The organism is Streptomyces mabaensis (genome assembly GCF_053763515.1).
Genome location: NZ_JBSOPZ010000052.1, coordinates 1 through 26,238 on the forward strand (window position 1 = coordinate 1; position 26,238 = coordinate 26,238).

Genomic DNA, 26,238 nt, shown 5'->3' on the forward strand with positions numbered 1-26,238 from the left:
TGGGGGCACCCCCGGACGGAGTCTGGGGGAGGTAGCTGGGGGAGCGTCGTGGCCCCGGCCAAGATCCGCCGGACAGGTCCTAGGCACCCAGCGCGTCCGCGAACGTGTCGTACGCGTCCTGGCCGAAGAGCACGAAGCGGACCTCCTCCACCGGCGGCGCGGCGGCCGTGCGGACGGTCTCGATCGCGATCCGCGCGCCGTCGTCCATCGGCCAGCCGTAGACGCCGGTGGAGATGGCCGGGAAGGCGACGGTCCCGGCGCCCAACTCCGCTGCCACCCGCAGGGATTCGCGGTAGCAGGAGGCGAGCAGGGCGGAGCGGTCCTCTTCGCGCGACCAGACCGGGCCGACGGTATGGATGACCCAGCGGGCCGGCAGCTGTCCGGCCGTCGTCGCGACGGCCTGTCCGGTGGGCAGGCCCTTGCCGTAGTGCGCGGCGCGCAGCGCGCGGCAGTCCGCCAGGATCTCCGGGCCGCCGCGGCGGTGGATGACGCCGTCGACGCCCCCGCCGCCCAGCAGGGAGGAGTTGGCCGCGTTCACCACGGCGTCGACCCGCTGCTCGGTGATGTCGCCGCGGACCAGCGTGATGCGGGTCATCGCGCCTCCCGCAGCCGTCGCCAGACCGCCTTCGCGGCGTTGTGCCCGGACATGCCGTGCACACCGGGTCCGGGCGGGGTCGCGGAGGAGCAGATGAAGACCGCCGGGTGCGGCGTGCTGTACGGGAAGAGGGAGATCTTCGGCCGCAGCAGCAGCTGGATCCCGGAGGCGGCGCCGCAGGCGATGTCACCGCCGACGTAGTTGGCGTTGCGGGCGGCGAGCTCGGGCGGTCCGGCGGTGGCGCGGGCCAGCACGCGGTCCCGGAAGCCGGGTGCGAAGCGCTCGATCTGCCGCTCGACTGCGTCGGTGAGATCACCCGGCCAGGCGTGCGGCACATGGCCGTACGCCCAGAAGACGTGCTTGCCGGCGGGTGCCCGGGAGGGGTCCACCAGGCTGGGCTGAGCGGTGATCAGGAACGGCTTTTGGGGTGCCCGACCGCCCACGGCCTGCCTGACGGCCGTGTCGATCTCCCGGCTGCTGGGCCCGATCTGGACGGTGCCGGCCACCCGGGGCTCCCGCGCGGTCCACGGCACCGGCCCGTCCAGGGCGTAATCGATCTTGAATACGGAGGGGCCGTACCGGTAGTGGTCGTACGCGCTGCCCAGCCCCGCGATCCGCGCCAGTGCGGTCGGCGAGGTGTCGAAGACGTAGGCGCGGGCCGGCGGCAGGTCGTCGAGCCGCTTCACCTCGAAGCCGGTGTGGACGACGCCGCCGAGGTCGCGCAGGTAGGCGGCCAGGGCGTCCGAGATCGACTGCGAGCCGCCGCGGGGCAGCGGCCAGCCGTTGGCGTGCGCGGCCAGGGCGAACACCAGGCCGATCGCACCGGTGGCGAGGCCGCCGAGCGGGGCGATGACATGGCCCACCAGCCCGGCCAGCAGCGCCCGCGCCTTGTCGTCGCGGAAGCGGCGCATCAGCCAGGTCGACGGCGGCAGGCCGTCGATGCCGAAACGGGCGAGGGTGAGGGGGTCGCGCGGCAGCGCGGTCAGCGGCAGCGACATGAAGTCGCGGGCGAGGGTGTCCCACTTGCCGAGGTACGGGGCGACGAGCCGCCGGTACGTGCCGGCGTCCCGGGGCCCGAAGGACAGCGCGGTCTCCGCGACCGAGCGGGAGAGCACGGCTGCCGTACCGTCGTCGAAGGGGTGGGCCATCGGCAGTTCGGGGTGCAGCCACTCCAGTCCGTACCGGTCGAGCGGCATGGCCCGGAAGGCGGGCGACCCCGCGCCGAGCGGGTGCACGGCGGAACAGGGGTCGTGGCGGAATCCGGGGAGCGTGAGCTCTTCGGTCCGCGCCCCACCGCCGACCGTGTCCAGGGCCTCGAAGACTTCCACCGAGAAGCCGCGGCGGGCGAGTTCGACGGCGGCGGTCAGTCCGTTGGGCCCCGCCCCCACGATCACGGCATCGACAATCGACGGCACCTTCGGACTCCTTTGTCAGCCGACGGCCAGGAGCACCAGGATATTCCCGGGCGGTGACCGACGGTGCGGCGGTTGCCTCCCCGCATGATCGCATCCACCGGAATGCGGGGCCGCGGCACTCGGCGCCGGCAGGCGCCCGCCGTACACCGCCCGGGCGCGCCACGCGCCGCCGACCCCCTCCCGGGCCCCCACCCCGGAAGCGCCCCAGGTGCCCGAGCCGCCCGGCGCGACTCCGGGAGGGCACCATCACCGTCACCACCCTGGCCCCGCCTCGGCAGCGCCCCCGCGCCCGAGCCGCGCGGCCCCCTCTCCGGCTCCGGGAGGGCATCGTCACCGCCCCGGCCCCCACCCGGGAAGCGCTCCGTGCCCGAGCCGCACGGCGCGCGCTCTCGCTCCGCGAGACGTCGTCAGATTCCCTCCCCCAGCCGCACGCAGGCGCCCAGCCCCAGGCCCCCCGGCCCCCGGGCCCACGGCCCACACGCACCCCCACACCGCCTCCGGAGTCACGCCGTCCGGCTGAGCAGCTCCCTGACCCGATCCGCCGTCGCCCGGTCCCGCGCGGCGGTGAACGGCAGGGCGTTGCCCCCGGTGATACGGAACGGCTCGCCCGCTATCGTCATCTGGGCGCCGCCCGCCTCGGCGACCAGCAGCATGCCCGCAGCGTGGTCCCAGGCGTTCTCCCACGAGAACGCCAGCGCGTCCAGCTCGCCCCGGGCGACGGCCAGGTACTCCAGACCCGCCGAGCCGCAGGGCCGGGTGTGCACCCCCTCGACATTCAGCCCGAGGAGAGCGCGCTGCTGCTCGCCGGTGATGAAGTCCGGGTGGGAGGTGGCGACTTCCAGGACCTGCCCGGGGACCGGCGAGCCGGACCGGATCGGCTCCCCGTTGATCCGGGCGCCCCGGCCCTTGACCGCCACGGCCATCTCGTCGAGCGCCGGCGCGTACGTCCAGGACGCGAACAGCTCGCCGCGCACGGCCAGTGCGACGAGCGTGCAGAAACCGGGGTCGCCGTGCACGAACTGGCGCGTGCCGTCGACCGGGTCGACGACCCACACCGGCGCGTCGCCGAGCAGCTCGTCGTACACCGCGGGGTCCGCGTGGACCGCCTCTTCCCCGACCACCACCGAGCCGGGCAGCAGCCGCGTCAGGGAGGCGGTCAGGTGCTCCTCGGCCTGCCGGTCGGCGACGGTGACCAGGTCGTGCGGCCCCTTCTTCTCGACGATCTCGTGCGCGGCGAGCTGCCGGTAGCGGGGCATGATCTCGGCGGCGGCCGCCTTGCGGACCGCCTCCTCGACCTCGGTCAGGTCACGTGCGAGAAAGTCATCGATCATGCCCCCCAGCAAAGCACGCCCCACCGACAATCCCCACCCCCTCCGTGGACTGCCGGTGGATCCCACATGAACGCTGACGCCGTACCCAGCGACAACCACACTGACCACCCTGTTGCACCACCGGCCTCATGCGGCACACTCATCCCACTCCGCCGGCGAGTACCCGCCCTCGTCGTCCCTCTCCGCCCCGAGAGAAGTACGCCATGCGTTCTCTACCGGTCACTCTCACCGTGCGCCTGCTGCCGGTCGCCGTTCTCGCCACGGTCGGCTGGGCCTGGACGTCCGGTCCGTACGCCCCGGCCCAGCGGCCCGGCGCACCGCGTGCCGCCGCGGCCTCGCCGAATCCCGAGACCGCCGCCGCGGCGGTGGGCGCCGCGCCGGTGTACGGCAGGCCCCCGGCCTCCTGCACCGTGCTCCCGGCGGCGACGGTCAAGGCCCTTGTCCCGGGCGGGAAGACCACCGGTACCGAGCTGCCGCCGGCCGACCCCGCGCACCGCCGGACCTGCTCCTGGAGCGGGCTGGACGGGTACGAGTACCACTGGCTCGACGTGACCCTCGAAGTACGGGACTCGGTGGACGCGGCCCGGTCCGCGTACGCCAGGCGCCAGGGCGGGACGGCCGTGCCGGGTCTCGGTGACGAGGCGGCGGTCGCGGTGGAGCTGACCACGGAGGACAAGCAGCAGACGCGCGAAGCGGTGGTGGTGGTCCGGCTGGAGAACGCGATGGTGACGGTCGCGTACAACGGCAGCGACTTCGAGTCGAAGAGCGCACCCGGCGCGGCCGGGATACGCGACGGCGCGGTGCGGGCCGCGAAGGACGCCGTGGCGGCCCTGCGGAAGACCGCGGGCGGGCCCCAGGGCTGACCCCGCCCGCGGTAGCAGGACCTACCCCTGCCGCGCCCGCGCCCGCTCCGGGAGCATCAGGACCGCGTACAGGATCATCGCCGAGGCCAGCCCCACCGCCCAGCCGTAGTCCGCGAGCGGCCTGAGGACGGGGATCAGGCCGTCCTCGGGGAACGGGCCCTTCCCGGGAGCGGAGTGCGAGCCTCCGATGGCCAGCACGGCGCCCACCACGAAGGCGGCCAGCGCCTTCAGGTTCCAGCCCGACGTGTACCAGTAGCGGCCGCCGGGGCGGTAGAGGTCCGCCAGCGCCAGACGGGTGCGGCGGATGATCCAGTAGTCGGCGATCAGGATGCCGGCGACCGTGCCAAGCATGCCGCCGACCAGGCCGAGCCAGGTGAAGATGTACAGCTCGGGGCTGGAGGTGAGCTCCCACGGCATGATCAGGACGCCCACGACACCCGTGATCAGCGCGCCGGTACGGAAGTTGATGAGCTTGGGTGCGAGGTTGGCCAGGTCGTACGCGGGCGAGACGACGTTCGCCGCGATGTTCACGGAGATCGTCGCGATCAGCACCGTCACCAGCGCGAAGAGCAGGCCGAAGACGTTGTCCGTCTTCGAGACCAGCAGCACCGGGTCCCAGATCGGCGCCCCGTACACGGCCTGGGAGCCGGAGGTGACGAAGACCGACAGCAGGGCGAACAGGGTCATCGTGGTGGGCAGGCCGAGGGTCTGGCCCCAGATCTGCGCGTGCTGGCCGGCGCCGAAGCGGGTGAAGTCCGGGATGTTCAGCGACAGGGTGGACCAGAAGGCGATCATGCCCATGAGGGACGGGAAGAAGACGGGCCAGAAGTCCGCTCCCCAGCCCAGCCGGGAGGGCTGGTCGAGCAGCGGGCCGAGGCCGCCCGCCTTGGCGGCGATCCACCAGAGCAGGACCAGCGCGCCGACGATCACGAAGGGCGCCGCCCAGTTCTCGAACCGGCGCAGGGTCTCCATCCCCCGGTAGATGATGGCCAGTTCGAGCGCCCAGAACAGCACGAAACAGAGCCACAGCGTCCAGGGCTGGCCGGCGATCCGCCCCGCCTCCGCCCAGCCGCCGAAGATCTTGCCGAGCAGTACGAAGATCCCGGAGCCGCCGATCCAGGTCTGGATGCCGAACCACGCACAGGCCACCCCGGCCCGTACCATCGCGGGCAGATTCGCGCCGCGCAGCCCGAACGAGGCCCGGGCCAGCACCGGGAAGGGAATGCCGTACTTGGGTCCCGCGTGCCCCGTGAGCAGCATCGGGAAGAGCACGATCACGTTGGCCAGGGCGATGGTGAAGACCGCCTGCTTCCAGTCCATGCCGAGGGCGACCAGACCCGAGGCGAGCAGCCAGGACGGGATGTTGTGGGCCATGCCGACCCAGAGCGCGGTGAAGTTGTACGTGGTCCAGCGGCGCCGTTCGACGGGGACGGGGAGGAGGTCGTCGTTGACGAAGCGGCCGTCGGCGGGCACCGCGCCGGGTGTCAGCTCGACGCGGCCCTGCGCGTCGGTTCTCTGGCCGTCGGTCTGGCCGTCGGAAGGAGGTGGCGGGACGGTGGCGGTCATGGCGGCAGCACCTTCCTCTGCGCGGGTCAGGAGTTCAGCGCGGGGATGATCTCGGCGCCGTACGCGTCGATCGTCGCTTCCTTCGCGTCGTGCATGTTGTAGACGGCGAACTGGTCGACGCCCAGCTCACGCAGCGCTTCGAGCTTCTCGATATGCGCCCGGGCAGGCCCCAGCAGGCAGAACCGGTCGACGATCTCGTCGGGTACGAAGTCGGTCGACGGGTTCCCGGCGCGGCCGTGGTGGCTGTAGTCGTAGCCGTGCCGCTGCTTGATGTACGCGGTGAGGGCCTCCGGCACCAGGTCCGAGTGCTCCCCGTACCGCGAGACGAGGTCGGCGACATGGTTGCCGACCATTCCACCGAACCACCGGCACTGCTCGCGGGCGTGCGCGAGGTCGTCCCCGACGTACGCGGGCGCGGCGACGCAGATGGTGACCGAGTCCGGGTCCCGGCCGGCCTGCGCGGCGGCCGTACGGACCGCCTTGACCATCCACTCGGTCAGGTACAGGTCGGCGAGCTGGAGGATGAAGCCGTCGGCCTTCTCGCCCGCGAGGGCCAGCGCCTTGGGCCCGTACGCCGCCATCCACACCGGCAGCTTGCCGTCCTTCACCCAGGGCAGCCGGACCGGCTGCCCGTCGACGACCGCCTCGCGGCCCTCCGCGAGATCGCGGATGACCCCGATCGCCTCGCCGAGGCGGGCCAGGGTGTTGGGCTTGCGGCCGGCGACGCGCATCGCCGAGTCGCCGCGCCCGATGCCGCACACAGTGCGGTTGCCGTACATGTCGTTGAGGGTGGCGAAGGTGGAGGCGGTGACCTCCCAGGTCCTGGTGCCCGGGTTGGTGACCATGGGGCCGACGGTGAGATTCCGGGTGTGCTCCAGAATGCGGCTGTAGATGACGAAGGGCTCCTGCCAGAGCACAGCCGAGTCGAAGGTCCAGCCGTGGCTGAAGCCGTTGCGCTCCGCGCGCCGCATCAGTCCGACGACGGCGGAGGCCGGCGGGTCCGTCTGCAGGACGAGTCCGAAGTCCATGGTTGAACTCCCCGTTCTTCGCTAGTGCAGGTACTGGCAGGTGGCGCGGGGGGTGTACAGGCCGTGCCCGGCGCGGCCGGTGAACTCCCGCTCGTCGATGACGACTTCGCCGCGCGAGAGGACGGTCTCCACCCGGCCGGTGATCCGCTTGCCCTCGTACGCCGAGTAGTCGACGTTCATGTGGTGCGTCTCGACCGAGAGGACCTGCTCGGCGTGCGGGTCGTAGATGACGACGTCGGCGTCCGCGCCCGGCGCGAGGGTGCCCTTCCTCGGGTACAGCCCGAACATCCTGGCCGGGGTGGCGCAGGCGATCTCGATCCAGCGCCGGCGGCTGATGTGGCCGTCGACGACCGCCTGGTGGAGCAGGTCCATCCGGTTCTCCACGCCAGGCAGACCGTTGGGGATCTTGGAGAAGTCGCCACGGCCCAGCTCCTTCTGCCCGGTGAAGCAGAAGGGGCAGTGGTCGGTGGAGACGACCTGGAGGTCGTTCGTCCGCAGGCCGCGCCACAGCGCCTCCTGGTGCTCGCGCGGCCGCAGCGGCGTCGAGCAGACGTACTTGGCGCCCTCGAAGTCCGGCTCGGCGAGGTTGTCGGTGGAGAGGAAGAGGTACTGCGGGCAGGTCTCGCCGAAGACGTTCAGCCCCTTGTCGCGGGCGGCGGCCAGCTCCTGGACGGCCTCGTCCGCCGAGACGTGTACGACGTACAGCGGCGCGCCGGCGACCCGCGCGAGCTGGATCGCCCGGTGGGTGGCCTCGGCCTCCAGCAGCACCTTGCGTACTTCGCCGTGGTAGCGGGGGTCGGTGCGGCCCTCGGCCAGGGCCTGTTCGACCAGGACGTCGATCGCGATGCCGTTCTCGGCGTGCATCATGATCAGCCCGCCGTTGTGCGCCGAGCGCTGCATGGCCCGCAGGATCTGCCCGTCGTCGCTGTAGAAGACGCCGGGGTAGGCCATGAAGAGCTTGAAGGAGGTGACGCCCTCCTCGATGAGCAGGTCCATCTCCTTGAGGGAGGACGCGTCGACGTCGGAGAGGATCATGTGGAAGGCGTAGTCGATGGCGCACTTGCCGTCGGCCTTCGCGTACCAGGCATCGAGGCCTTCGCGCAGCGAGTAGCCCACTGCCTGTACGGCGAAGTCCACGATCGTGGTCGTACCGCCCCAGGCTGCGGCACGGGTCCCGGTCTCGAAGGAGTCGGAGGCGAAGGTGCCGCCGAAGGGCAGCTCCATGTGCGTGTGCGCGTCGACGCCGCCCGGGATGACGTACTTGTTGGCCGCGTCGATGACGCGGTCGGCGGTCCAGCCCTCGGCCACGGTGGACGCGTGCGCGGCCATGGCGACGATCCGGCCGTCCTCGATCAGGACGTCGGCGTGGGTCTCGTCGGCCGCGGTGATGACGAGACCACCGCGGATCAGGGTGCGGGTGCTCATGGTGGTGTGCTCCCTTTCGAACGTACGTCGGCGGTCGGCTACGGGCGGCTCGGCTACGGGCGTCGGCTACAAGCTGCGCAGGGCCGCTTCGAGGATCTCCGCGCCCTCTTCCGCCTCCGCGACGGTCAGCGACAGCGGCGGTGCGATGCGCAGCACGCTGGTGCTGTGCCCGCCGCCCTTGCCGATGAGCAGTCCGCCCTCGCGGGCCGCTTCGAGCACGGCCGCGGCCGCGGCCGGGTCTGCTTCGTCGGTGCCCGGTTTCACCAGCTCGATGCCGGCCATCAGGCCCCGGCCGCGTACTTCGCGTACGGACGGGACCGCGGCCCCGATACCGCGCAGCCGCTCCAGCAGCATGCCGCCGACGCGGCGGGCGTTGCCCTGGAGGTCGTGCTCCAGCACGTACGAGAGGTTGGCCAGGCCCGCCGCCATGGTGACCGGGCTGCCGCCGAAGGTCGAGATGGAGTTGGCGTCCAGGCAGTTCATGATCTCGGCGCGGGCCACGACGCCGCCGATGGACATGCCGTTGCCGATGCCCTTGGCGAAGGTGAGGATGTCCGGCGGCCCGGCCTGCCCGTGCGCCTGCCAGCCCCAGAAGTGTTCACCGGTGCGGCCCCAGCCGGTCTGCACCTCGTCGGTGATCCACAGGATGCCGTGCCGGTCGAGGACCTCGCGGAACGCCGCGTACAGCCCGTCGGGCGGCGAGGTGAAGCCGCCGACGCCCTGGATCGGCTCGGCGATCAGCGCGGCCACTCCCCCGCGGGTCTGGCCGAGGATGTCCTCCAGGTCCGCGACGCACGCCTCGATGAACTGGGCGTCGGACAGCTGCGCGTACGGGCCCCGGCTGCGGACGCCCCCGTGGACGTACAGCGTCTGGAGCGGGGACAGGCTGGTCGGCGACCAGCCGCGGTTGCCGGTGATGGAGACGGCCGAGAACGACCGGCCGTGGTAGCTGTTGCGCATCGCGAGGATCTGGTTGGAGCGGCGGTACGTCGTCGCCAGCAGCAGCGCGGTGTCGTTGGCCTCCGTACCGGAGGTGGTGAAGAAGACGCGGGGCTGAGGGATGCCGGAGAGGGTGGCCACGCGTTCGGCGAGCTCGACCATCGGGCGGTCGAGGTAGAGCGTGGAGGAGTGGATGATCCGGCCGGCCTGCTCGCTGACGGCCTTGGTCACCTCGGGGAGGGCGTGGGCGGTCATGGTGGTGAGGATGCCGCCGAAGAAGTCGAGGTAGCGCTTGCCCGTGGCGTCCCAGACGTACCGGCCCTCGCCGTGCGTGATCTCGATGGGGCGGTCGTAGTAGAGGGCGAGCCAGTCGGGCAGCACGGCCCGGTGCCGGTTGTACAGGTCGGTCACGGCTGCACCAGCCCCTCGTACGCGTCGGGGCGCCGGTCCCGGTAGAACGCCCAGGTCTTGCGGACTTCCTCGATGAGGTCGAAGTCGAGGTCGCGGACGAGGAGTTCCTCCGCCTTGTCGCTGGCGAGGTCTCCGACGAACTGGCCGCGGGGGTCGACGAAGTAGCTCGTCCCGTAGAAGTCGTTGTCGCCGTACTCCTCCTGGCCGACCCGGTTGATGGCGGCGATGTAGTACGCGTTGGCGACTGCGGAGGCGGGCTGCTCCAGCTGCCAGAGGTGTCCGGAGAGACCGCGGTGGGTGGCCGAGGGGTTGTAGACGAGCTGGGCGCCGTTCAGGCCCAACTGGCGCCAGCCCTCCGGGAAGTGGCGGTCGTAGCAGATGTAGACGCCGACCTTGCCGACGGCGGTGTCGAAGACGGGCCAGCCGAGGTTGCCGGGCTTGAAGTAGTACTTCTCCCAGAAGCCCTTGACCTGGGGGATGTGGTGCTTGCGGTACTTGCCGAGGTAGGAGCCGTCGGCGTCGATCACGGCCGCGGTGTTGTAGTAGAAGCCGGACTGCTCGACCTCGAAGACCGGGACGACGATCACCATGCCGGTCTCGCGGGCGAGGTCCTGCATCCGGCGTACGGTCGGGCCGTCCGGGACGGGCTCCGCCCAGCGGTAGTGCTCCGGCTCCTGCACCTGGCAGAAGTAGGGTGCGTTGAAGACCTCCTGGAACCCGATGATTTTCGCGCCTTGGCGGGCCGCCTCGCGGGCGTGCTCCTCATGCTTGGCGATCATGGATTCGGTGTCGCCTGTCCAGGTCGCCTGGACCAGTGCGGCGCGTACGACGTTGGCCATGAGCTGCTCCTTCGACGGGACGTCAGAGAGCCTCTACGCACGTAGACACGATGCGTAGGTGGAGAACGTAAGCCCCGTCACACCCCGGGGCAAGACCATCGCCGTTAACCGGCAGAGTCGATCATGTTTCGCACCCGAGCGGTCCACTCCGTACGTATCCGCACCTATGCGATACCCAGTCCGGCCACACGCAAGGCATGCAGGAGGTCGCGGCGGCAGGAGTCGGACACCGCGGCGGCTGCCGCGAGCAGTTGGGGGGCCAGCCGCGGATCGCTCTGCGCGATCCGCGCGGTTTCCTCCGGGGTGCGTACGCGGATGAAGGCGTCCAGCAGCGCCCGTGCCTCCGGCTCCCGGCCGGCCCCGGAGAGGGCGAGGGCTGCGTCCGCGATCTCCGCGGCCGGGCGGGAGACGCCCTGGCGCAGCAGCTGCCCGCAGTCGGTGTCCCGGCCCGCGGCGGCGAGGGCGGCGGCGGTGGCGGCCAGCCGGTCGGGCGGCAGCGAGGCCGCCTCCCACAGCAGGGTCGCCCAGTCGGCGGCGAGGCCGGCCCGGTGCAGCTCCGCGGCGAGTACCGGAAGCCGTGCGGGCGGCCACACCGCGGCCTGGCACAGGACCGCATGCGCCTCGCCGCTGCGGCCCTCGGCGCGCAGCCCGATCAGCTCGGCGACGACCGCCGCCACGGCGGCTTCGGCGGCGCGGGCCTCGGCGGCGTCCGGCTCGGGCCCGGACTCGGCGGGGCCGGGCCGGCTGTCGTCGCCGAGCCCGCTGTAGCGGGCCCCGCGCGGGGTGACGGGCCCGGGCAGGTCGGGCGCGACCTGCGCCTCCACCGCGTCGTCGAGCCCGGCAAACCGAGCCCCCCGCCCCCGCCGCGGCCGCTTCCGCGCGGGTGCGGGTGCGGGTGCGGGTGCCGCATGCTGCGCGCCGCCCGATTCCGGTGCGGCCGGCGCCGGCGCCGGTCCACCCGGGTCCTCCGCGCCCACAGCCCAACGGGCCGTCCGTCGCGCGCCGCCCGGCTCCGGTGCCGATGGCGCCGGGGCAGGACCGCCCGGCCCTTCCCGGTCCTCGGCCCACCGGGCCGTGTGCCCGAGGGCACCCACCTCGGACGCGGGCGCGGGTGCGGGTGCGGGTGCGGTGCCCGCAGCCCAACGGGCCGTGTGTTGCGCGCCGCCCGGCGCAGGCGCGGGTGGCGCCGGGGCGGGTCCGCCCGGATCCTCCACACTCTCGGCCCACCGGGCCGTGTGCCCGGAGACGCCCCCCTGGGGCGCGTGTGCCGCCCGGCGGGATGTGGGCTGGGCGGTGCTCGGTGCGGGGGCGGACTGTGCTTGCCCGTGCGCAGGGCCGTCCTGCCCGTCCCGGTCCTCGGCCCACCAGGCCGTGCGCCCCGCCGTCCCGTCGGACGCGAGCGCGGCCGACGACTCCGCATGCTGCGCGCCGTACCGTTCGGGAGCAGGTGGCGCCGACGCACGGCCGCCCGGTCCCTCCCCGTCCTCGGCCCGCCGGGCCGTGTGCTGCGCGCTTCTCTCCTCGGGAGCGGATGGCGCATGCCCTGGCGCGGAACCGCCCGGACCCTCCGCGCCATGCGCACTCCCGTACGGGGCAGGGCCCGCTTGATGGTTCGCGGCCCACCGGGCCGGGGGCTGTGTGCCGGCCGGGTCGGGAGCGGGTTCCGGGGCCGCTGGACGCCGCCCGGGCGCCGCACGGTGCGGCGCGGCCTCATCGGCGGGGACGGCCGCCGGATGGCCGGGCCCGGCGGGCCCCGCCGCAGCCTGCCGGGCGCCGCCCGGCCCGGCCGGTGCGCGGAACCAGCTCTCCGGGGCCACCGGGCGGCCGGGGGTGCCGGGGCCCGGGGCCAGCGCCTCGCACCTGGCGCGGAACTCCTCGCAGCGGGCCGTCGCGCGCTCCACGTCGTCCTGGGCCCACGCCAGTTCGTGCGCGACCGACTCCGCCTCCGGGCCCGCCGCGCTGACCCGCAGCCGGGCGGCCAGCTCCCGCTGTCGTTCCTCCGCCTGCGCCCGCTCGTGGAGCACCGCGTCCAGCCGGTCCTTCAAGGCCACGGCTCCGCCGGGCAGTTGGTCGTGCGCGGCCACCGCCGCCGCGTGCAGCCGCCCGGCCCGTACCGACTCGTGCTCCGCGAACGGCCCACCGTGCAGCCCCGCCAGATCCTGGAGCAAGGACTCCACCACGTCCCAGGGCGGCACCTCGCGCCCGTCGAGACTGGCGCGCATACCATCGGGGTCGCGCTGCCAGAACACTCCGCACCAGCCGCCGCCCTGGTCGAGCAGCGCCATCAGGTCCGCCAGATACCGCGCGAACTCGCCGACGGCTACCGGTAGTCGGTTCTCCCTCATCGCCCGCCACTGCCCCTGCCCCGGCCTCACGCCGCCTGGAAGCCCCCGGTCCGCACGCATTGGACCCCAGTCGTGTTACGGGACGGCTACGCGCGGTTTTCGTCGGCAAAGCGGACTGCTCAAAACCTGACGGCGATCCCCGTGTGCGGCCGCTTGCCCAGTCGGACGATCATGGCGGGCCAGTCCACCATCCAGAACCGCCAGGTGTACTTCCGGGCAAGCAGCCGCCGGATCCCCCCGGTGTCGTCCAGCAGCCGCGCCGTCCCCTCCAGTACCGGCGCACCCTCCGGGACCCGGCCGCGCACGTCGCAGGGAGTCACGGTCACCCGGCTGTTGTTCCGGATGCGCTTGACCTTCCACGAATCAGTCTTCGTCCAGATGAACAGCTCGGAGCCGTCCGAGACGGCCCAGACGGGCGTGGCGACAGGCGTGCCGTCGCGCCGGAAGGTGGTGAGGCTGACGTACGGGCCGCGGCCGAGCTCGTCGAGATTCATGGCCGCGACCCTACGTCAACGCGTAGGGCCTGTCCGGCGGATCAGGGCCGGATAGGACGCGGCGTCTGGTGCACTGCGCTTCGCTCCGTCTCCGCTCTTTTCCCGGCCCTTCGATGCGGAGCTGCATCGCAAGGCGCCGGAGTGCCCTAATAGCGGAGCTATTCGGGCATTTCGGCAACGCGGCGAGGTGCCGTGCCTGGGGGCACCTCCCTGGGGGCACCCCCGGACGGAGTCTGGGGGAGGTAGCTGGGGGAGCGTCGTGGCCCCGGCCCTGATCCGCCGGACAGGCCCTAGACGCCGCCCCGCGCGTCAGTCGCGGGCAATGTCCGGTGCGATGTCCTCGTACACCGTGCGGTGCCGCGGTACGGCACTGCGCGGCGCGGCCGTTCCGGTGCCGCAGAACGCCGCCTCCAGGGTGTCCGCCATGGTGACGAGCACGGCCGTGTTGTTGGACGTGTTCGCCAGCGCGCTGATGCTCCGCCTGCCGTCCTTGCTGGTGAACGCGTACGTGTAGTAGCCCTGGACGGTACCGGTGTGGCCGTACACCGAGACGCCGCACGTCAGGTCCCGGCGCCGCAGCCCCAGCCCGTAGAACTGCTTGCCGCTGGAGTTGCTCGGCACCCACTGCTGCATCTGCTCCAGCAGATCGGCGCGGACCAGGCGGCCGCCCATCAGCGCCGAGAAGAACCGGTTCAGATCCTTCGGGTCGGAGATCAGCGCGCCGGCGGCCTGCGCCCACGAGGCCGTCTGGCGGGTCGAGTCGACGAGCGGCGCGCCGGCCTCGTCGGGGGTGAGGTAACCGCGCGCGTACCGGCCCGGGATGGCCGTGCTCGGGTGCACGTAGACCGTGTTCACCAGGCCGAGCGGCCTGATGATGCGGGATTGATACGCCTGGCGTACCGGCGCTCCGGTGATCTTCTCGATCAGCATGCCGGCCACCACGAAGTTCGTGTTCGAGTAGCCGAAGGCCGTGCCCGGTGCCGGCGAGGGCTCGTGGGTCAGCGACAGGTCGATGAGCTCCTGCTGGGTGAAGACCCTGTTCCGTACGGCCTCGAAGCCGGGGACGGTCCGCTCGAACATGTCGTTCGTGTAGTCCCACAGGCCGCTCTTGTGGCTGAGGACGTGCCGCACGGTGATCCGGTCGTCGGGCAGCAGGCCCGGCAGATGGCGGTTGACCGGCTCGTCCAGGCCCAACTTGCCCTCGGCGACGAGCTGGAGGACGACGACGGTGGAGAAGGTCTTCGTCGCGCTGCCGATCCGGAACCGGTCGGCGGTACTGATCGGCCGGCCGGTCCCCCGGTCGGCCACGCCCCTGGCGACCCGGTACGTCGTGCCGTCACCGTCGACCCGCGCCATCGCGCCCGGCGCGCCCTGCGCCACGGCCTTGTCCAGTACCGCCCCCAGGCCCTCGGCACTGGGCTTCGGCCGCGACGCCGCCGGCGCAGCCGGCGCGGCCGGCGCGGCCTCGGCGGCCTGCGCGGGCAGCGGAGCGAGCATCAGCAGCGCCGCCCCCAGCGCGACAGCGCCGACGGCATTCCTTCTCACCATCTTGGTCCTCGTCTTCGAGTGGTCGAGTGGTCGTGTGGTCAAGTCGTGTGGTCGTGCGGTCCTGTGGAGATGCGCGGGTGGGTCAGCGGGAAGGGTGGACCACCATCGCCGAGCCGCCGCCCCGGCGGACCTGCTCCGCCGCCGCCACCCAGCGGCCGTCCGGCAGCCGCTGGACGCCGGTGGCCGCGCCGATCTCCGGGTTCAGCCGGAAGCGGTGGCCGATCGCCTCCAGCTCATCCCGCAACGCGCCCTGCCACAGGGCGGGTTCGAGTTCGGTCGTCTCCTGGTTGCGCTGGCTCGCCCGCGGCGCCGCGATCGCCTCGACCAGCGGCAGGCCCCGGTCCAGATGACCGGTCAGCGTCTGGAGGACCGTCGTGATGATCGTCGCGCCGCCCGGTGATCCGAGGGCGAGCAGTGGCCGGCCGTCCTGGAGGACGATCGTCGGGGAGATCGAGGACCGCGGGCGCTTGCCCGGGCCGGGCAGGTTCGGGTCGTGGACGGCCGGGTCGGCCGGCGCGAAGGAGAAGTCGGTCAGTTCGTTGTTGAGCAGGAAGCCGCGCCCCGGCACGGTGATGCCGCTGCCGCCGGTCGACTCGATGGTGAGGGTGTACGCGACGACGTTGCCCCACTTGTCGGCCGCCGTGAGGTGGGTGGTGTTCTCGCCCTCGTACGTCGTGGGGGCGGCCTTCGCGCCGGCCGCGCACGGGGCGGGGCGCTTAGGGTCGCCGGGCGCCAGCGGGCTCTTCAGTACCGCGTCGTCCTTGATGAGGCATTCGCGGGCGTCGGCGAAGCGCTGCGAGAGCAGGCCCTTGGTGGGTACGTCCTCGAAAGCCGGGTCGCCGACCCATCGGCCGCGGTCCGCGAAGGCGATCCGGCTCGCCTCGATGAGCCGGTGCAGGTACCGCGCCGGTGTCGCCTTCTCCTTCGAAAGGTCCGTGCGCTCCAGGATGTTGAGCGCCTCCCCGACGCTGGTGCCGCCGGACGACGAGGGCGCGATGCCGTAGACGTCGAGCCCGCGGTAGGAGACCTTCGTCGGGGCCTGCCGTTTCGTCCCGTACGCCCGCAGGTCCTGCACCGTCAGGTCGCCGGGCCGCACCACCCGGGTTGCCTTCGGGTCGACGGGCGGCTTGCGGACCGTACGGACGATGTCCTCCGCCAGTCGTCCCCGGTAGAGCGTGGCGACGCCCTTGCGGGACAGCTCCGCGTAGGTACGGGCCAGGTCCGGGTTCTTGAAGGTGGAGCCGACGACGGGCAGTTGCCCGCCGGGCAGGAAGAGCCGGGCCGTGTCGGGGAAGTCGGCGAAGCGGGCCTGGTTGGCCGCGGTCTGGGAGCGGAACGTACCGTCCACCGTGAAGCCGTCCCGGGCCAGCCGCTCGGCCGGCTTCAGCAGCTTGGCGAGCGGTTTGCTGCCCCACGCGTCGAGCGCCGCGTCCCAGGTGGCGGGGGTGCCGGGGGTGCCGACGCCGAGTCCGCTCGTCTGGCCCTCGGGGAAGGGGATCGGCGCGCCGTTCTCCAGGAAGAGGGCGGAGTCGGCGGACTTGGGCGCGGTCTCGCGACCGTCGATGGTGTGGACGCGGCGCTGCTTCGCGTCGTAGTAGACGAAGTAGCCGCCCCCGCCGATGCCGGCGGAGTACGGCTCGGTCACGCCCAGCGCCGCGGCGGTCGCGACCGCCGCGTCCACCGCGTTGCCGCCCTTGCGCAGTACCTCGATGCCCGCCGCGGACGCGTCCGCGTCGACGCTGGCGACCGCACCGCCGTACCCGACGGCGACCGGTTCCTTGACGGGGACGGGCGGCGGTGTCCGCTCCTGCGGTGGCGCGGTGGCACCCACCGAGACCAGGGCGGCGGCAACAGCGAGCAGGGAAAGGCTCCGGGCGGGACGACGCATCCGTACCTCCAGTCGACGACCGTCCGCGCAGCGTAACTTCACCGCACCCGCCCCGTCAGGACCGCCTCGAACCGGATTGCGCGGCCCCGCTACCATGCCGCCCCATGACGGACGACGTGCGCAACATCGTGCTCGGAGTGATGGCCGCCGGGATCAGTGCCTTCATAGGCTGGTTCGCCCGCAGCTATCTGTGGCGGCGGAAGCTGCGCCGCAAGCAGTCCTTCCTGGGGCTGCCGAAGAACTCCGAGTCGCTGCTCGTCGTCAACCGGGAGGCGGGCAGCGACGGCGCCGTGCACCGCTACGACGTGTTCGCGCTCCTCGAACTCTCCGCGCTGGTCAAGGACTGCGGCGCGCACGCCCAGATCATCCAGCACGACACCGCCCAGCAGGGGTTCGGCGAGCGTACCGAGTTCTGCGTCGGCGGCCCCTACTCGAATCGCCGGATGGCTGCCCACCTCCAGTCCCTGCTGCCGGGGGTCCGGGTCAACACCGATACGGAGCCCGGACCGGACCGCGGCTCCTTCCAGATCGGCAGCGAGCGCTACCGGATGGACGCCGGGACGGCCGAGTACGTCCTCCTGGCACGCCTCACGGTCGGCCAGGGCGCCCGGCCCGTCTTCCTCTTCTGCGGCCAGCGTGCGATCACCAACCAGGCGGCTTCCCGCTACCTGGCGCGCAACCACGAGAGGCTCGCCCGCAAGCACGGGGACAAGTCGTTCTGCCTGCTGCTGAAGGTGGTCAACTCCCGGGCGTACGGTCCCGATGTGGTCGAGCTGGTCGAGGACGTCACCCGCGCCGCGCAGAGTCCGGCCGCGCCGGTCCGTACCTCCCACCGGGCCGCGAGCTAGCCACAATCCACCGCTCAACCCAGGCTCACCCGCAGCGACTTGATGCCGTTGATGAAGTTGGACACCAGCCGCCGGGGCGGGGCCGCGAGGGACAGTTCGGGGAGCGCGCTCCGCGCCTCCTCGTGCAGGACCCGCAGCTGGAGCCGGGCGAAGTGGGCGCCGAGGCAGACGTGCGGGCCGTCCCCGAACGACACGTGCGGGTTCGGGGTCCGGGACAGGTCCAGGCGGTGCGGGTCGTCGAAGACGCGTTCGTCGTGGTTGGCCGAGGCGTGGAAGACGACGACCTTGTCGCCCGCGCGCACCGGCTGTCCGGCCAGCTCGGTGTCGCGGGCCGCGGTACGCCGGAAGCTGAGCACCGGCGGGTGCCGGCGCAGCAGTTCCTCGACGGCGGCGTCCACCGCCACCTCACCCGTGCGCAGTCTGCGCTGTTCGTCGGGGTGCTCGGCCAGCGCCAGGAAACCGCCGGGGGCGGCGCTGCGTACGGTGTCGTTACCCGCGACGGTCAGCAGGAAGAAGAACATCTCCAGTTCGGGGGCGGTGAGCCGGGTGTCGCCGTCGGTGGCGTGCGCGAGGGACGTCATGACGTCGTCGCTCGGGTGCCGGCGTTTGTACGTCGCGAGCTGCTGCGCGTACGCGAACATCTCCCCCAGCATGGCGGGCGAGCGCGGATTGACCGGCTGCCCGTCCGGCCCGCGGGAGACCGCGGCGGCCTCGTCGGGGTCCTGGTAGCCGATGACGCGTTCGGTCCATTTCAGCAGCAGGCCCCGGTCACTCTCGGGTACGCCGAGCAGGTCGGAGAGGTTGAGCAGGGCGTAGTCGTCGGTGACGGCGTGGACGAGATCGAGGACGCCGTCCTCGGCCGTGTCGCGGGCCGCGGTCAGCAGCGCGTGGGCCCGTGCGCGGGCGGCCGCCTCGAAGCGGTCGGTTCGGCCCGGGGTGAAGGCCCGGCTGACCAGGCGGCGCAGTCTGCCGTGCGCGGGCGGGTCCTGATTGAGCATCATGCGCCGGATGAACGGCAGGTCGTCCGGGTCTGGATCGCGGATCTGGGTGGCTCCCAGGCGCGAGGAGAAGGCCTCGGAGTCCTTGAGCACGCGGACCACGTCGTGGTGCCGGGTGACCGCCCAGAAGCCGGGGCCGGCCGGCCAGCCCAGGACTTCGTACTCGGCCTGGCGGGCCACCGGGTGACGGTCACGCAGGGCCCGGTAGCGGGCGTGGGGGATGCCGTCGGCGTAGATCCGCGGATCGAACACGTCGGGGATCCGGGGGGTGTCGGGGGCTGTCACGGGCACCACGGTGGCCCCGCGCGCCGCGCCGGGCAAGACCGCGCGGCCGCGCGCCACGCGCACCGGCGGGTCGGCACCGGCCCGCTGACACGATGTCCAATAATCGTTACGGGTGCGTAACTTACCGGGGAGTTACCCCCAGTAAGCCGCCGAGGTTACCGTCGGGTCACTTTGCATCGGCGTGAGCGAGGAGCGAGCGATCCCCATGGCAACCCCCCACAAGCCTCTGCGTACCACCGCGGCCGGAACCGTCTCCGCGGCACTGCTGGCCGGCACCGCCTTCGCGGCGGCTCCCGCGTCCCAGGCGGCCCCGGCCCTCACGGCCACCGCGGCCGCAACGACCTCCACGACTGCCCCGGCCGGGGCACCGGACGTACGGCTGTACGACATCCCCGGCTCCGGCGGTATCACCCTCAAGGGCAATGTCTTCACCCCGGCGGGCGCCACCGCCGGCCGCACCTACCCGCTGATCGTGCTGCCCACCAGCTGGGGCATGCCGCAGTTCGAGTACGTCGCCCAGGCGAAGAAACTCGCCGACTCCGGCTATGTGGTGGTGAGTTACACCTCACGTGGCTTCTGGCTCTCCGGCGGCGACATCGAAGTCGCGGGCCCACCGGATATCGCCGACGCCTCGGCGGTGATCGACTGGGCGCTGGCGAACACCGCGGCCGACCCGCAGCGCATCGGCATGGGCGGCGTCTCCTACGGCGCCGGCATCAGCCTGATGACCGCCGGCAGCGACAAGCGGATCAAGGCCGTCGTGGCGATGAGCGGCTGGGGCGACCTCATCGAGTCGATCTACAGCGGCCGCACCCAGCACGTCCAGGCCGCCGCCATGCTCACCGGGGCCGGCTTCGTCACCGGCCGGCCGAGTGCCGAACTCCAGGACATCATGACGGACTTCCTCGGCTCCAATTTGGCCAGGGAACAGCACATGATCGACTGGGCCAAGAAGCGTTCCCCCGTCTACCGGGTCGACGAGATCAACCGCAACGGCGCCGCCATCATGCTGGGCAACGCCTGGGGCGACAGCCTCTTCCCGCCCAACCAGTACGCCGCGTTCTACGAGAAGCTCACCGGCCCCAAGCGGCTCGAATTCCGTCCGGGCGACCATGCCACCGCCGAGGGGACCGGCCTGCTCGGCCTGCCCAACGACACCTGGACCAACGCCCACCGCTGGTTCGACCGGTACCTGAAGGACGAGCGCAACGGCATCGACACCGAGCGGCCGGTCCAGCTCAAGTCCCGCTCCACCGGGGGCTACGAGTCGTACGCGAGCTGGAAGGACGTACCGGACGGCACCGAGCGGATCGCGCTGGACAACACCCGGAGGATCTACGCGAACGTCGATTCGGGTGCGAACGGCGGCCTGATCTTCCTCTCCAGCATGCTCGACCAGTTCTTCAAGCTGCCCCCCATGGCCTCGGTCCCGCTGCTGCCGCGCGCGTTCGCCGGCGTCTGGCAGTCCGAACGGTACGGCTCCGCGCGGCAGATCCGCGGTACGACCGAGCTCCACACCACGGTCACCAGCACCAAGGAGAGCGGCACCCTCGTCGCCTATCTCTACGACGAGGGCCCGCTCGGCCTCGGCAAGCTGGTCAGCCATGCGCCGTACACCTTCCACGGCAAGACGCCCGGCCGGCCGTTCGCCGTGGACCTGGAGCTGTTCTCCACCGCCTACGACGTCCCGGCCGGCCACCGCCTCACCGTGGTCGTCGACACCGTCGACCCGCTCTACATCGAGCACAACCCGTCCGGCGCGCAGCTGACCTTCTCCTCCCCCGAGGCCGACCCGTCCTACGTTTCGGTCCCACTGCGCGAGAAGTGATCTCCGGCTGCCGCCGGGCGGGCCACTGCCCGTGAGCTACTGCGCTCCCCCTGCGCCCCGAAGGGCGTGGGGGGACCTTGGCAGCAGCGTCCCTGGTTCGGCTCTCCGGCGCCGCCTGCGGTAAACGTTCACGAGTGCCCGCCCCCGGTCATGCTTGAGGATCTTGGACCGACGTCAGCGCAAACTATCCAGCTCCCCATGCCGCTTCACCACCGACACGCATAAATGGTGCATAAACCGCATTTGGCTGGATCGCGCCCGTCGCCCGCCTTCCCGTCGCCCGTCGTCCCGTCAGCCCTCCGAGGCCTCGGCGTAGACCTGGGAGAGCTCCGGCGAACCGGTGACCGCCCAGGAGAGACCGGCCTCCACCACATTGATCTCCCGGCCGGAGGCCAGCCGCACGACCGGCTGGCCGTTGGGCCAGACCTGCCAGCCCGCGCCGGGAACGGTACGGATGAGGACCGTGCCCAGATAAAGGCCCGCGTCATTGCCCAGCCAGGGCACATCCTCCGGATCGCGCCGCCAGCGCGGCATCAGCTGGTCCAGCGCCTCCAACGAAGCCGGGGTCTCGTCGAGTTCGAGCCCGGCCGATCCCGCCTGGACACGCAGCAGCTCGCACTCGGAGAGCAGCTCCGCCACACTCTCCGGGTCGCTCTCGATCGCGGCGGTCAGTTCCAGACCATGCCCCGCTTCATGCCGTCTGCGCCAGTTGTCCAAGAAAGGGATGTTCATACCACCCAGCCTCGCATCCGTCATCGTCACGGCACCACAGGCGCGCGGGAGTTGCCCGCCCCGGCGGCCCCTACACCTCCAGGTCCAGGACGACCGGGGCGTGGTCGGAGGCGCCCTTGCCCTTGCGCTCCTCGCGGTCCACGTAGGAGTCCTTCACGGCCTGGGTGAAGGGGTCGTTGCCGTACACCAGGTCGATGCGCATGCCCCGGTTCTTCGGGAACGCGAGCTGACGGTAGTCCCAGTAGGTGTACGGATGGTCGTACTTCAGCGGGCGCGGCACCACGTCCGACAACCCCGCCTCACGCAGCGCGGCCAGCGCCGCCCGCTCGGCCGGCGTGACATGCGTCGCGCCCACGAACAGGGACGGGTCCCAGACGTCCTCGTCGGTCGGGGCCACGTTGAAGTCGCCCATGACGGCGAACGGGCGCTCGGCCACCGCGTCTTCGGCGACCGCCGTCCTCAGCGCCTCGATCCAGCTCAGCTTGTACGTGTAGTGATCGTGCGCGACCTCCCGGCCGTTCGGTACGTACACCGACCAGACCCGGACCGGGCCGCACGTCGCGGCGATGGCCCTCGGCTCCTGCACGCCCTCGTACTCCGGCCCGCCGGGCAGGCCGAGGCCCACGTCCTCCAGGCCCACCCGGGAGACCACCGCCACGCCGTTCCACCGGCCGGAGGCGTTGACCGCCGCTTCGTAACCGAGCTCGCGCAGCGCGTCGTGCGGGAACTGCTCGGCGGTGCACTTGGTCTCCTGGATGCACAGCACGTCCGTGCCGCTGCTCTCCAGCCAGGCCAGCAGCCGGGGCAGCCGGGCGGTGATCGAGTTGACGTTCCAGGTGGCGATACGCATGCAGACCAGCTTATCGGGCGGGTCCGACAGGCGGCGTGCGTCAGAGTTCGGTCGACCCCCCGGCCGTCAGCCGGCCATGCTCGGCGCCGCCGAGATTGCCCAGATGCGTGTCGTAGATGGGCCGCGCGAGGTCCGTGAGCAGGGCGTCGTGGATGTCCAGGGCCCGCCGCGGCTTGATCTCACGGACGTACTCGATCACTTCGGAGATCTTGTTCCACGGGGCCATCACCGGGACCATCAGTGTCTCCACCGGCTGGTCCGGGACCGTGAGCGCGTCGCCCGGGTGGAACACCGAACCGTCCAGCAGGTACCCGACGTTGGTGATCCGCGGGATGTCCGGATGGATCACCGCGTGCAGTTCGCCGTGCACCTGGACGTCGAACCCGGCCGCCGTGAAGGTGTCGCCGTGGCCGACCGTGTGCACCCGGCCCGGGAACGCCGCGGAGATCCGGTCCGCGACACTGCGCAGGGTCCACACCTCGGCGCCCGGGTCGGCCTCCAGGGCGGCCCGCAGCCGTCCCTCGTCGAAGTGGTCGGGATGCTCGTGCGTGATCAGGACGGCGTCCGCACCGACCGCGGCGTCCTCCTCGCTGAAGGCGCCGGGATCGATGACGAGCGTCTGCCCGTCCTTCTCCAGCCGGATGCAGGAATGGAGCTTCTTCGTCAGCCTCATACCGGCCATCCTGCTACTCCTGCGGCGTCGTCTCCTCCTGAATGGCGGCGCGGACCACCTGGAAGGCGGAGTGCGCGGCCGGCATCCCGCAGTAGACGGCCGTCTGCAGCAGCACCTCGCTGATCTCGGCCGGGGTGAGGCCGTTGCGCAGCGCGGCACGGGTGTGCGCGGCCAGCTCCTCCAGGTGCCCGCCCGCGACCAGCGCGGTCAGCGTGACGCAGCTCCGGGTACGGCGGTCCAGGCCCTCCCGCGCCCACACCTCGCCCCACGCGTAGCGGGTGAGCAGCTCCTGGAAGTCGCCGGTCAGGTCGTCCGCCGCGGCCAGCGCCCGGTCCACGTGGGCGTCGCCCAGCACCTCCCGGCGGATCTTGAGACCGGCCTCGTACGGGTCGGGGCGCCCGGCGGCCTCGGGCGCGGGTGCGGGCTCCGCCGCGGCCGGGGCCTGCGGCGGTACCGGCACGTGCAGGGTGTGCGGGGCCGCGGCCGGGGCGAAACCGGTGGCGTCGAGCGGGGGCTGCCAGGCGCTGCCGAAGTGCCGGACCAGCAGGTCCGTGACGGCCGCGGGCTGCTCGACCGGGGCCAGGTGGGAGGCGCCGGGCACCACCGCGAGCCGGGCGTCCGGTATCCCGGCGACCAGGGTGCGGGCGTCGGCGGGGCCGGTGTCGCGGTCCTCGGAGCCCGCCAGGACCAGTGTCGGGACGCCGATCCTGCCCAGTTCGGCGCGGATGTCGAAGGCCGCCAGCGCCTCGCAGCCGGCGATGTAGCACTCGGCGTCGGTGGTCCGCACCATCTGGACGGACCACTCCACGATCGCGGGCTGCGCGGCGGCGAACGTGTGGGTGAACCACCGGTCGGGGGCGGTCCTGGCCATCGGGTCGAGGCCGTTGGTCCGCACGATCACGCCGCGCTGCCGGAACTCGTCGGCCGTACCGAACCGCGGCGAGGAGGCGACGAGCACGAGCGACGCGAGCCGCTGCGGATGGCGCAGCGCGAGGTCGGCGCCGATCGCGCCGCCGATGGCGCAGCCCGCGTAACCGAAGTGCTGGATGCCCAGCTCGTCGAGGGTGGCGAGGAGCCGGTCGGCGAGCTCGCCGACGGACGGCGCGGGCTCGGCCGGGGCGCCGCCGTGGCCCGGGAGATCGAACCGCAGCACTCTCCACGTCTGCGTCAGCTCGGGTATCTGCCGGTCCCACATGTGCCATGTGGTACCGAGCGAGGGCCCGAGCACCAGGACCGGAGCGTCTTCTCGCCCGTCAACGCGGTATTGCAGGGTGTTCGTCGGTGTCTCACTCACCCGCCAGACCCTCTCATGTCTCAGGACTGCCCCTATGACGGGGTCCGCACCGATGCCCACCACAGCCCGACTCGGTCACGTGGACCCGGTGCTCGTACGCGCGTGCGACGACGTCCTGCGGTCCCCGTCCGGCGCCGGGTCGGCCGGTCCGGGCAGGCTGGGACCGGCTCCTGGGACCGGGCGTCCGAGGGCCGACTCGGTGCTCTCGCCGAGGAAGCCGCCCGACTGGTGCTGCCACAGCTTGGCGTAGGCACCGTTCGCCGCGAGCAGCTCCTCGTGGGTGCCCTGCTCGACGACGCTTCCGTGGTCGAGGACGACGAGACGGTCCATGCCGGCGACGGTGCTCAGACGGTGGGCGATCACGAGGGCCGTACGTCCGTCCATCAGCCGCCACAGGGCGTCCTGGACGAGGAGCTCGCTCTCCGAGTCCAGCGCGCTGGTCGCCTCGTCGAGCAACAGGATCGGGGCGTCGCGCAGGATGGCCCTGGCGAGGGCGACGCGCTGGCGCTGGCCGCCCGAGAGTTTGACTCCCCGCTCCCCCACCAGGGTGGCGAAGCCGTCGGGGAGTTGGTCGGCGAACTCCGTGACGTGCGCGGCCGCGGCCGCCGCGTGGATCTCGTCTTCGGTGGCGCCGGGCCGGGCGAAGGCGATGTTGTCTTGCAGGCTGCGGTGGAACATGGCGGGTTCCTGCGGGACGTAGGAGATCAATGAGCGCAGGTCGGTCTGGCGCAGTCGGCTGATGTCCTGACCACCGATCAGGATGCGACCGTCGTCGATGTCCGACATCCGCAGCAGGAGCCGGGTGAGTGTGGTCTTGCCGCCGCCGGACCTGCCGACCAGACCGATCCGTGCGCCTGCGGACACGTCCAGGTCGAGTCCCTGGAAGATCGGCTTCGCACCCGCGTGGGCGAAGGTCACCGCCTCGAAGCGGACGTCGGTGTCCCGCGGTGCGAGCGGTTCGGGTTCCGTCGGGTCGAGCACGGCGGGCGGATCCAGCAACAGCTCCGTGAACTGGGCGGCCTCGGTCATCGAGCTTTCCAGACGCCGGTAGATCTGGTTGAACTCGAACATGATCTGGGTCGCGTTGGAGTAGTAGGTGAAAGCGACGACGATCTCCTCCACTCCCTGGCCCGAGCCACCGAAGGCGATGGCGACCAACAGACCCAGCACGTTGGTCAGCACGGACATGGGGGCGATCAGGGTGTCGACGCGCAGATTGCCGTAGTCCCACGACCTCAGCGTCAGGCGCCGGGAGTCCGCGACCCGGCTGCGGTGTTCGTCGGCCTCCCGCCGCTCGGCAGCGAACGCCCGGATGGTCTCCATGTTCATGAGGCTGTCGGCGACATGGCCGGAGACCCGTGCGATCGCCGCCTCACGGTCGTTGACGAGCCTCTGCCGACGACGGATCAGAGGTGTCGCGGCCACCACGGTCAGCGCGATCATCACAAGAAGGCCGGCGACGAGCATCGGTTCGTAGCTCCACAGCACCACGGCACCGAACAGCAAGGGGAGGAGACTGCCCACGATCCGGTACGTCACCGTGTCGACGAAGTCCTCGAAGCGCTTGCCGAAGCTCAGCACCCGTTTGGTCAGCGAACCGGCGAAGTTGTCGTGGAAGAACGCCGCGTCCTTGGCGAGGAGTTCGTCCATGCCGCTCACGTACAGGTGTTCCATACCGAGGGCGTCCACGCGGTTCAGGCAGTGCTGCCCGACCCGCCACACGGCCTCGGCGAGCAGCAGCGTCACGCCGAAGCCCAGCACGTACGGCAGCGCCGAGGTGAGGGTGAGACCGCTGTCGTCGGCGGCCCGTCCTGCCAGTTTGGCGATCAGCAGGGGGGCGACGTAGCGGGTGCCGATGTTGCCCACGGCCGGCAGCAGCAGCGCGGGCAGGGCCAGCAGTCGTAGTCGCAGCAGTTCCCGGCCGTAGCGGCGCAGTGCCAGAACGACCGCGCTCCTGCCCGGCGTCGGACCTCGCGAATCTGTTGTCCCCATCACACTCCCGGAGGTTCGGAAGTCGGAAGTGTCCCGTCAGGGGAGGTTCTC

Annotated in this window: 21 protein-coding genes; 3 read left to right on the forward strand and 18 right to left on the reverse strand. The window is 71.9% G+C overall.

Annotated features, from left to right (window positions below; genetic code table 11):
• Positions 1–79: 79 nt before the first annotated feature.
• The 3 genes from ACWV17_RS31180 to ACWV17_RS31190 form a co-directional block, all read right to left on the reverse strand.
• Positions 80–595, reverse strand: coding sequence for an O-acetyl-ADP-ribose deacetylase (locus ACWV17_RS31180; protein WP_455362306.1), 516 nt, complete (start codon positions 593–595; stop codon positions 80–82).
• On the reverse strand, positions 592–2,001 hold the full coding sequence (locus ACWV17_RS31185) for a phytoene desaturase family protein (RefSeq protein ID WP_455351906.1): 1,410 nt from the start codon (positions 1,999–2,001) through the stop codon (positions 592–594). Before ACWV17_RS31185 ends, ACWV17_RS31180 begins: the two co-directional genes overlap by 4 nt.
• A gap of 512 nt (positions 2,002–2,513) precedes the next feature.
• Positions 2,514–3,341: an inositol monophosphatase family protein gene (locus ACWV17_RS31190; RefSeq protein ID WP_455351684.1), complete on the reverse strand. Its 828-nt coding sequence runs from the start codon at positions 3,339–3,341 to the stop codon at positions 2,514–2,516.
• A gap of 203 nt (positions 3,342–3,544) precedes the next feature.
• On the opposite strand from ACWV17_RS31190, the gene ACWV17_RS31195 reads away from it, so the two are divergent.
• Positions 3,545–4,204, forward strand: a complete 660-nt coding sequence (locus tag ACWV17_RS31195) for a hypothetical protein (RefSeq protein WP_455362307.1) — start codon at positions 3,545–3,547, stop codon at positions 4,202–4,204.
• Positions 4,205–4,225: 21 nt separating this feature from the next.
• On the opposite strand, the gene ACWV17_RS31200 is transcribed toward ACWV17_RS31195, so the two are convergent.
• The 9 genes from ACWV17_RS31200 to ggt all read right to left on the reverse strand — a co-directional run bounded on the left by ACWV17_RS31200 (position 4,226) and on the right by ggt (position 16,687).
• Positions 4,226–5,770, reverse strand: a complete 1,545-nt coding sequence (locus ACWV17_RS31200; RefSeq protein ID WP_455362308.1) for an NCS1 family nucleobase:cation symporter-1 — start codon at positions 5,768–5,770, stop codon at positions 4,226–4,228.
• 26 nt (positions 5,771–5,796) lie between these two features.
• Complete coding sequence (locus tag ACWV17_RS31205) at positions 5,797–6,798, reverse strand: TIGR03842 family LLM class F420-dependent oxidoreductase (protein WP_455362309.1); 1,002 nt, start codon at positions 6,796–6,798, stop codon at positions 5,797–5,799.
• A gap of 21 nt (positions 6,799–6,819) precedes the next feature.
• The gene (gene hydA / locus ACWV17_RS31210; RefSeq protein WP_455362310.1) at positions 6,820–8,223 is read right to left on the reverse strand and encodes a dihydropyrimidinase; all 1,404 of its coding nucleotides are present in this window, start codon (positions 8,221–8,223) and stop codon (positions 6,820–6,822) included.
• Positions 8,224–8,289: 66 nt separating this feature from the next.
• Complete coding sequence (locus tag ACWV17_RS31215; RefSeq protein WP_455351689.1) at positions 8,290–9,573, reverse strand: aspartate aminotransferase family protein; 1,284 nt, start codon at positions 9,571–9,573, stop codon at positions 8,290–8,292.
• Entirely contained in the window at positions 9,570–10,412 is an 843-nt protein-coding gene (locus ACWV17_RS31220) for a nitrilase-related carbon-nitrogen hydrolase (RefSeq protein ID WP_455362311.1), read from the reverse strand. Before ACWV17_RS31220 ends, ACWV17_RS31215 begins: the two co-directional genes overlap by 4 nt.
• A gap of 164 nt (positions 10,413–10,576) precedes the next feature.
• Positions 10,577–12,757: a hypothetical protein gene (locus ACWV17_RS31225; protein ID WP_455362312.1), complete on the reverse strand. Its 2,181-nt coding sequence runs from the start codon at positions 12,755–12,757 to the stop codon at positions 10,577–10,579.
• A gap of 119 nt (positions 12,758–12,876) precedes the next feature.
• Positions 12,877–13,251: a PPOX class F420-dependent oxidoreductase gene (locus ACWV17_RS31230; RefSeq protein WP_455351692.1), complete on the reverse strand. Its 375-nt coding sequence runs from the start codon at positions 13,249–13,251 to the stop codon at positions 12,877–12,879.
• Between the two features lie 309 nt (positions 13,252–13,560).
• Positions 13,561–14,799, reverse strand: coding sequence for a serine hydrolase domain-containing protein (locus ACWV17_RS31235; RefSeq protein ID WP_455362327.1), 1,239 nt, complete (start codon positions 14,797–14,799; stop codon positions 13,561–13,563).
• Between the two features lie 82 nt (positions 14,800–14,881).
• Entirely contained in the window at positions 14,882–16,687 is a 1,806-nt protein-coding gene (gene ggt / locus ACWV17_RS31240) for a gamma-glutamyltransferase (RefSeq protein WP_455362313.1), read from the reverse strand.
• A 104-nt stretch (positions 16,688–16,791) separates the two neighbouring features.
• Between ggt and ACWV17_RS31245 the strand changes: the two genes are divergently transcribed.
• Complete coding sequence (locus tag ACWV17_RS31245; RefSeq protein ID WP_455362314.1) at positions 16,792–17,535, forward strand: hypothetical protein; 744 nt, start codon at positions 16,792–16,794, stop codon at positions 17,533–17,535.
• A 14-nt stretch (positions 17,536–17,549) separates the two neighbouring features.
• Here the strand turns inward: ACWV17_RS31245 and ACWV17_RS31250 are convergent, their stop codons facing one another.
• Positions 17,550–18,818: a cytochrome P450 gene (locus ACWV17_RS31250; RefSeq protein ID WP_455362315.1), complete on the reverse strand. Its 1,269-nt coding sequence runs from the start codon at positions 18,816–18,818 to the stop codon at positions 17,550–17,552.
• A gap of 205 nt (positions 18,819–19,023) precedes the next feature.
• On the opposite strand from ACWV17_RS31250, the gene ACWV17_RS31255 reads away from it, so the two are divergent.
• Positions 19,024–20,646: a CocE/NonD family hydrolase gene (locus ACWV17_RS31255; protein ID WP_455362316.1), complete on the forward strand. Its 1,623-nt coding sequence runs from the start codon at positions 19,024–19,026 to the stop codon at positions 20,644–20,646.
• 291 nt (positions 20,647–20,937) lie between these two features.
• On the opposite strand, the gene ACWV17_RS31260 is transcribed toward ACWV17_RS31255, so the two are convergent.
• The 5 genes from ACWV17_RS31260 to ACWV17_RS31280 form a co-directional block, all read right to left on the reverse strand.
• Positions 20,938–21,378, reverse strand: a complete 441-nt coding sequence (locus tag ACWV17_RS31260) for a DUF6278 family protein (protein ID WP_455357079.1) — start codon at positions 21,376–21,378, stop codon at positions 20,938–20,940.
• A 70-nt stretch (positions 21,379–21,448) separates the two neighbouring features.
• A complete protein-coding gene (locus tag ACWV17_RS31265) occupies positions 21,449–22,228 on the reverse strand; it encodes an exodeoxyribonuclease III (protein ID WP_455362317.1) in 780 nt (259 codons plus the stop codon).
• Positions 22,229–22,268: 40 nt separating this feature from the next.
• A complete protein-coding gene (locus ACWV17_RS31270; protein ID WP_455357084.1) occupies positions 22,269–22,901 on the reverse strand; it encodes an MBL fold metallo-hydrolase in 633 nt (210 codons plus the stop codon).
• Between the two features lie 13 nt (positions 22,902–22,914).
• Positions 22,915–24,195 carry a bifunctional 3-oxoadipate enol-lactonase/4-carboxymuconolactone decarboxylase PcaDC gene (pcaDC, locus tag ACWV17_RS31275; RefSeq protein ID WP_455357077.1) on the reverse strand — a complete coding sequence of 427 codons (1,281 nt, stop codon included), beginning with the start codon at positions 24,193–24,195 and terminating at the stop codon, positions 22,915–22,917.
• 75 nt (positions 24,196–24,270) lie between these two features.
• Complete coding sequence (locus ACWV17_RS31280; RefSeq protein ID WP_455362318.1) at positions 24,271–26,187, reverse strand: ABC transporter ATP-binding protein; 1,917 nt, start codon at positions 26,185–26,187, stop codon at positions 24,271–24,273.
• Between the last annotated feature and the right edge of the window lie 51 nt (positions 26,188–26,238).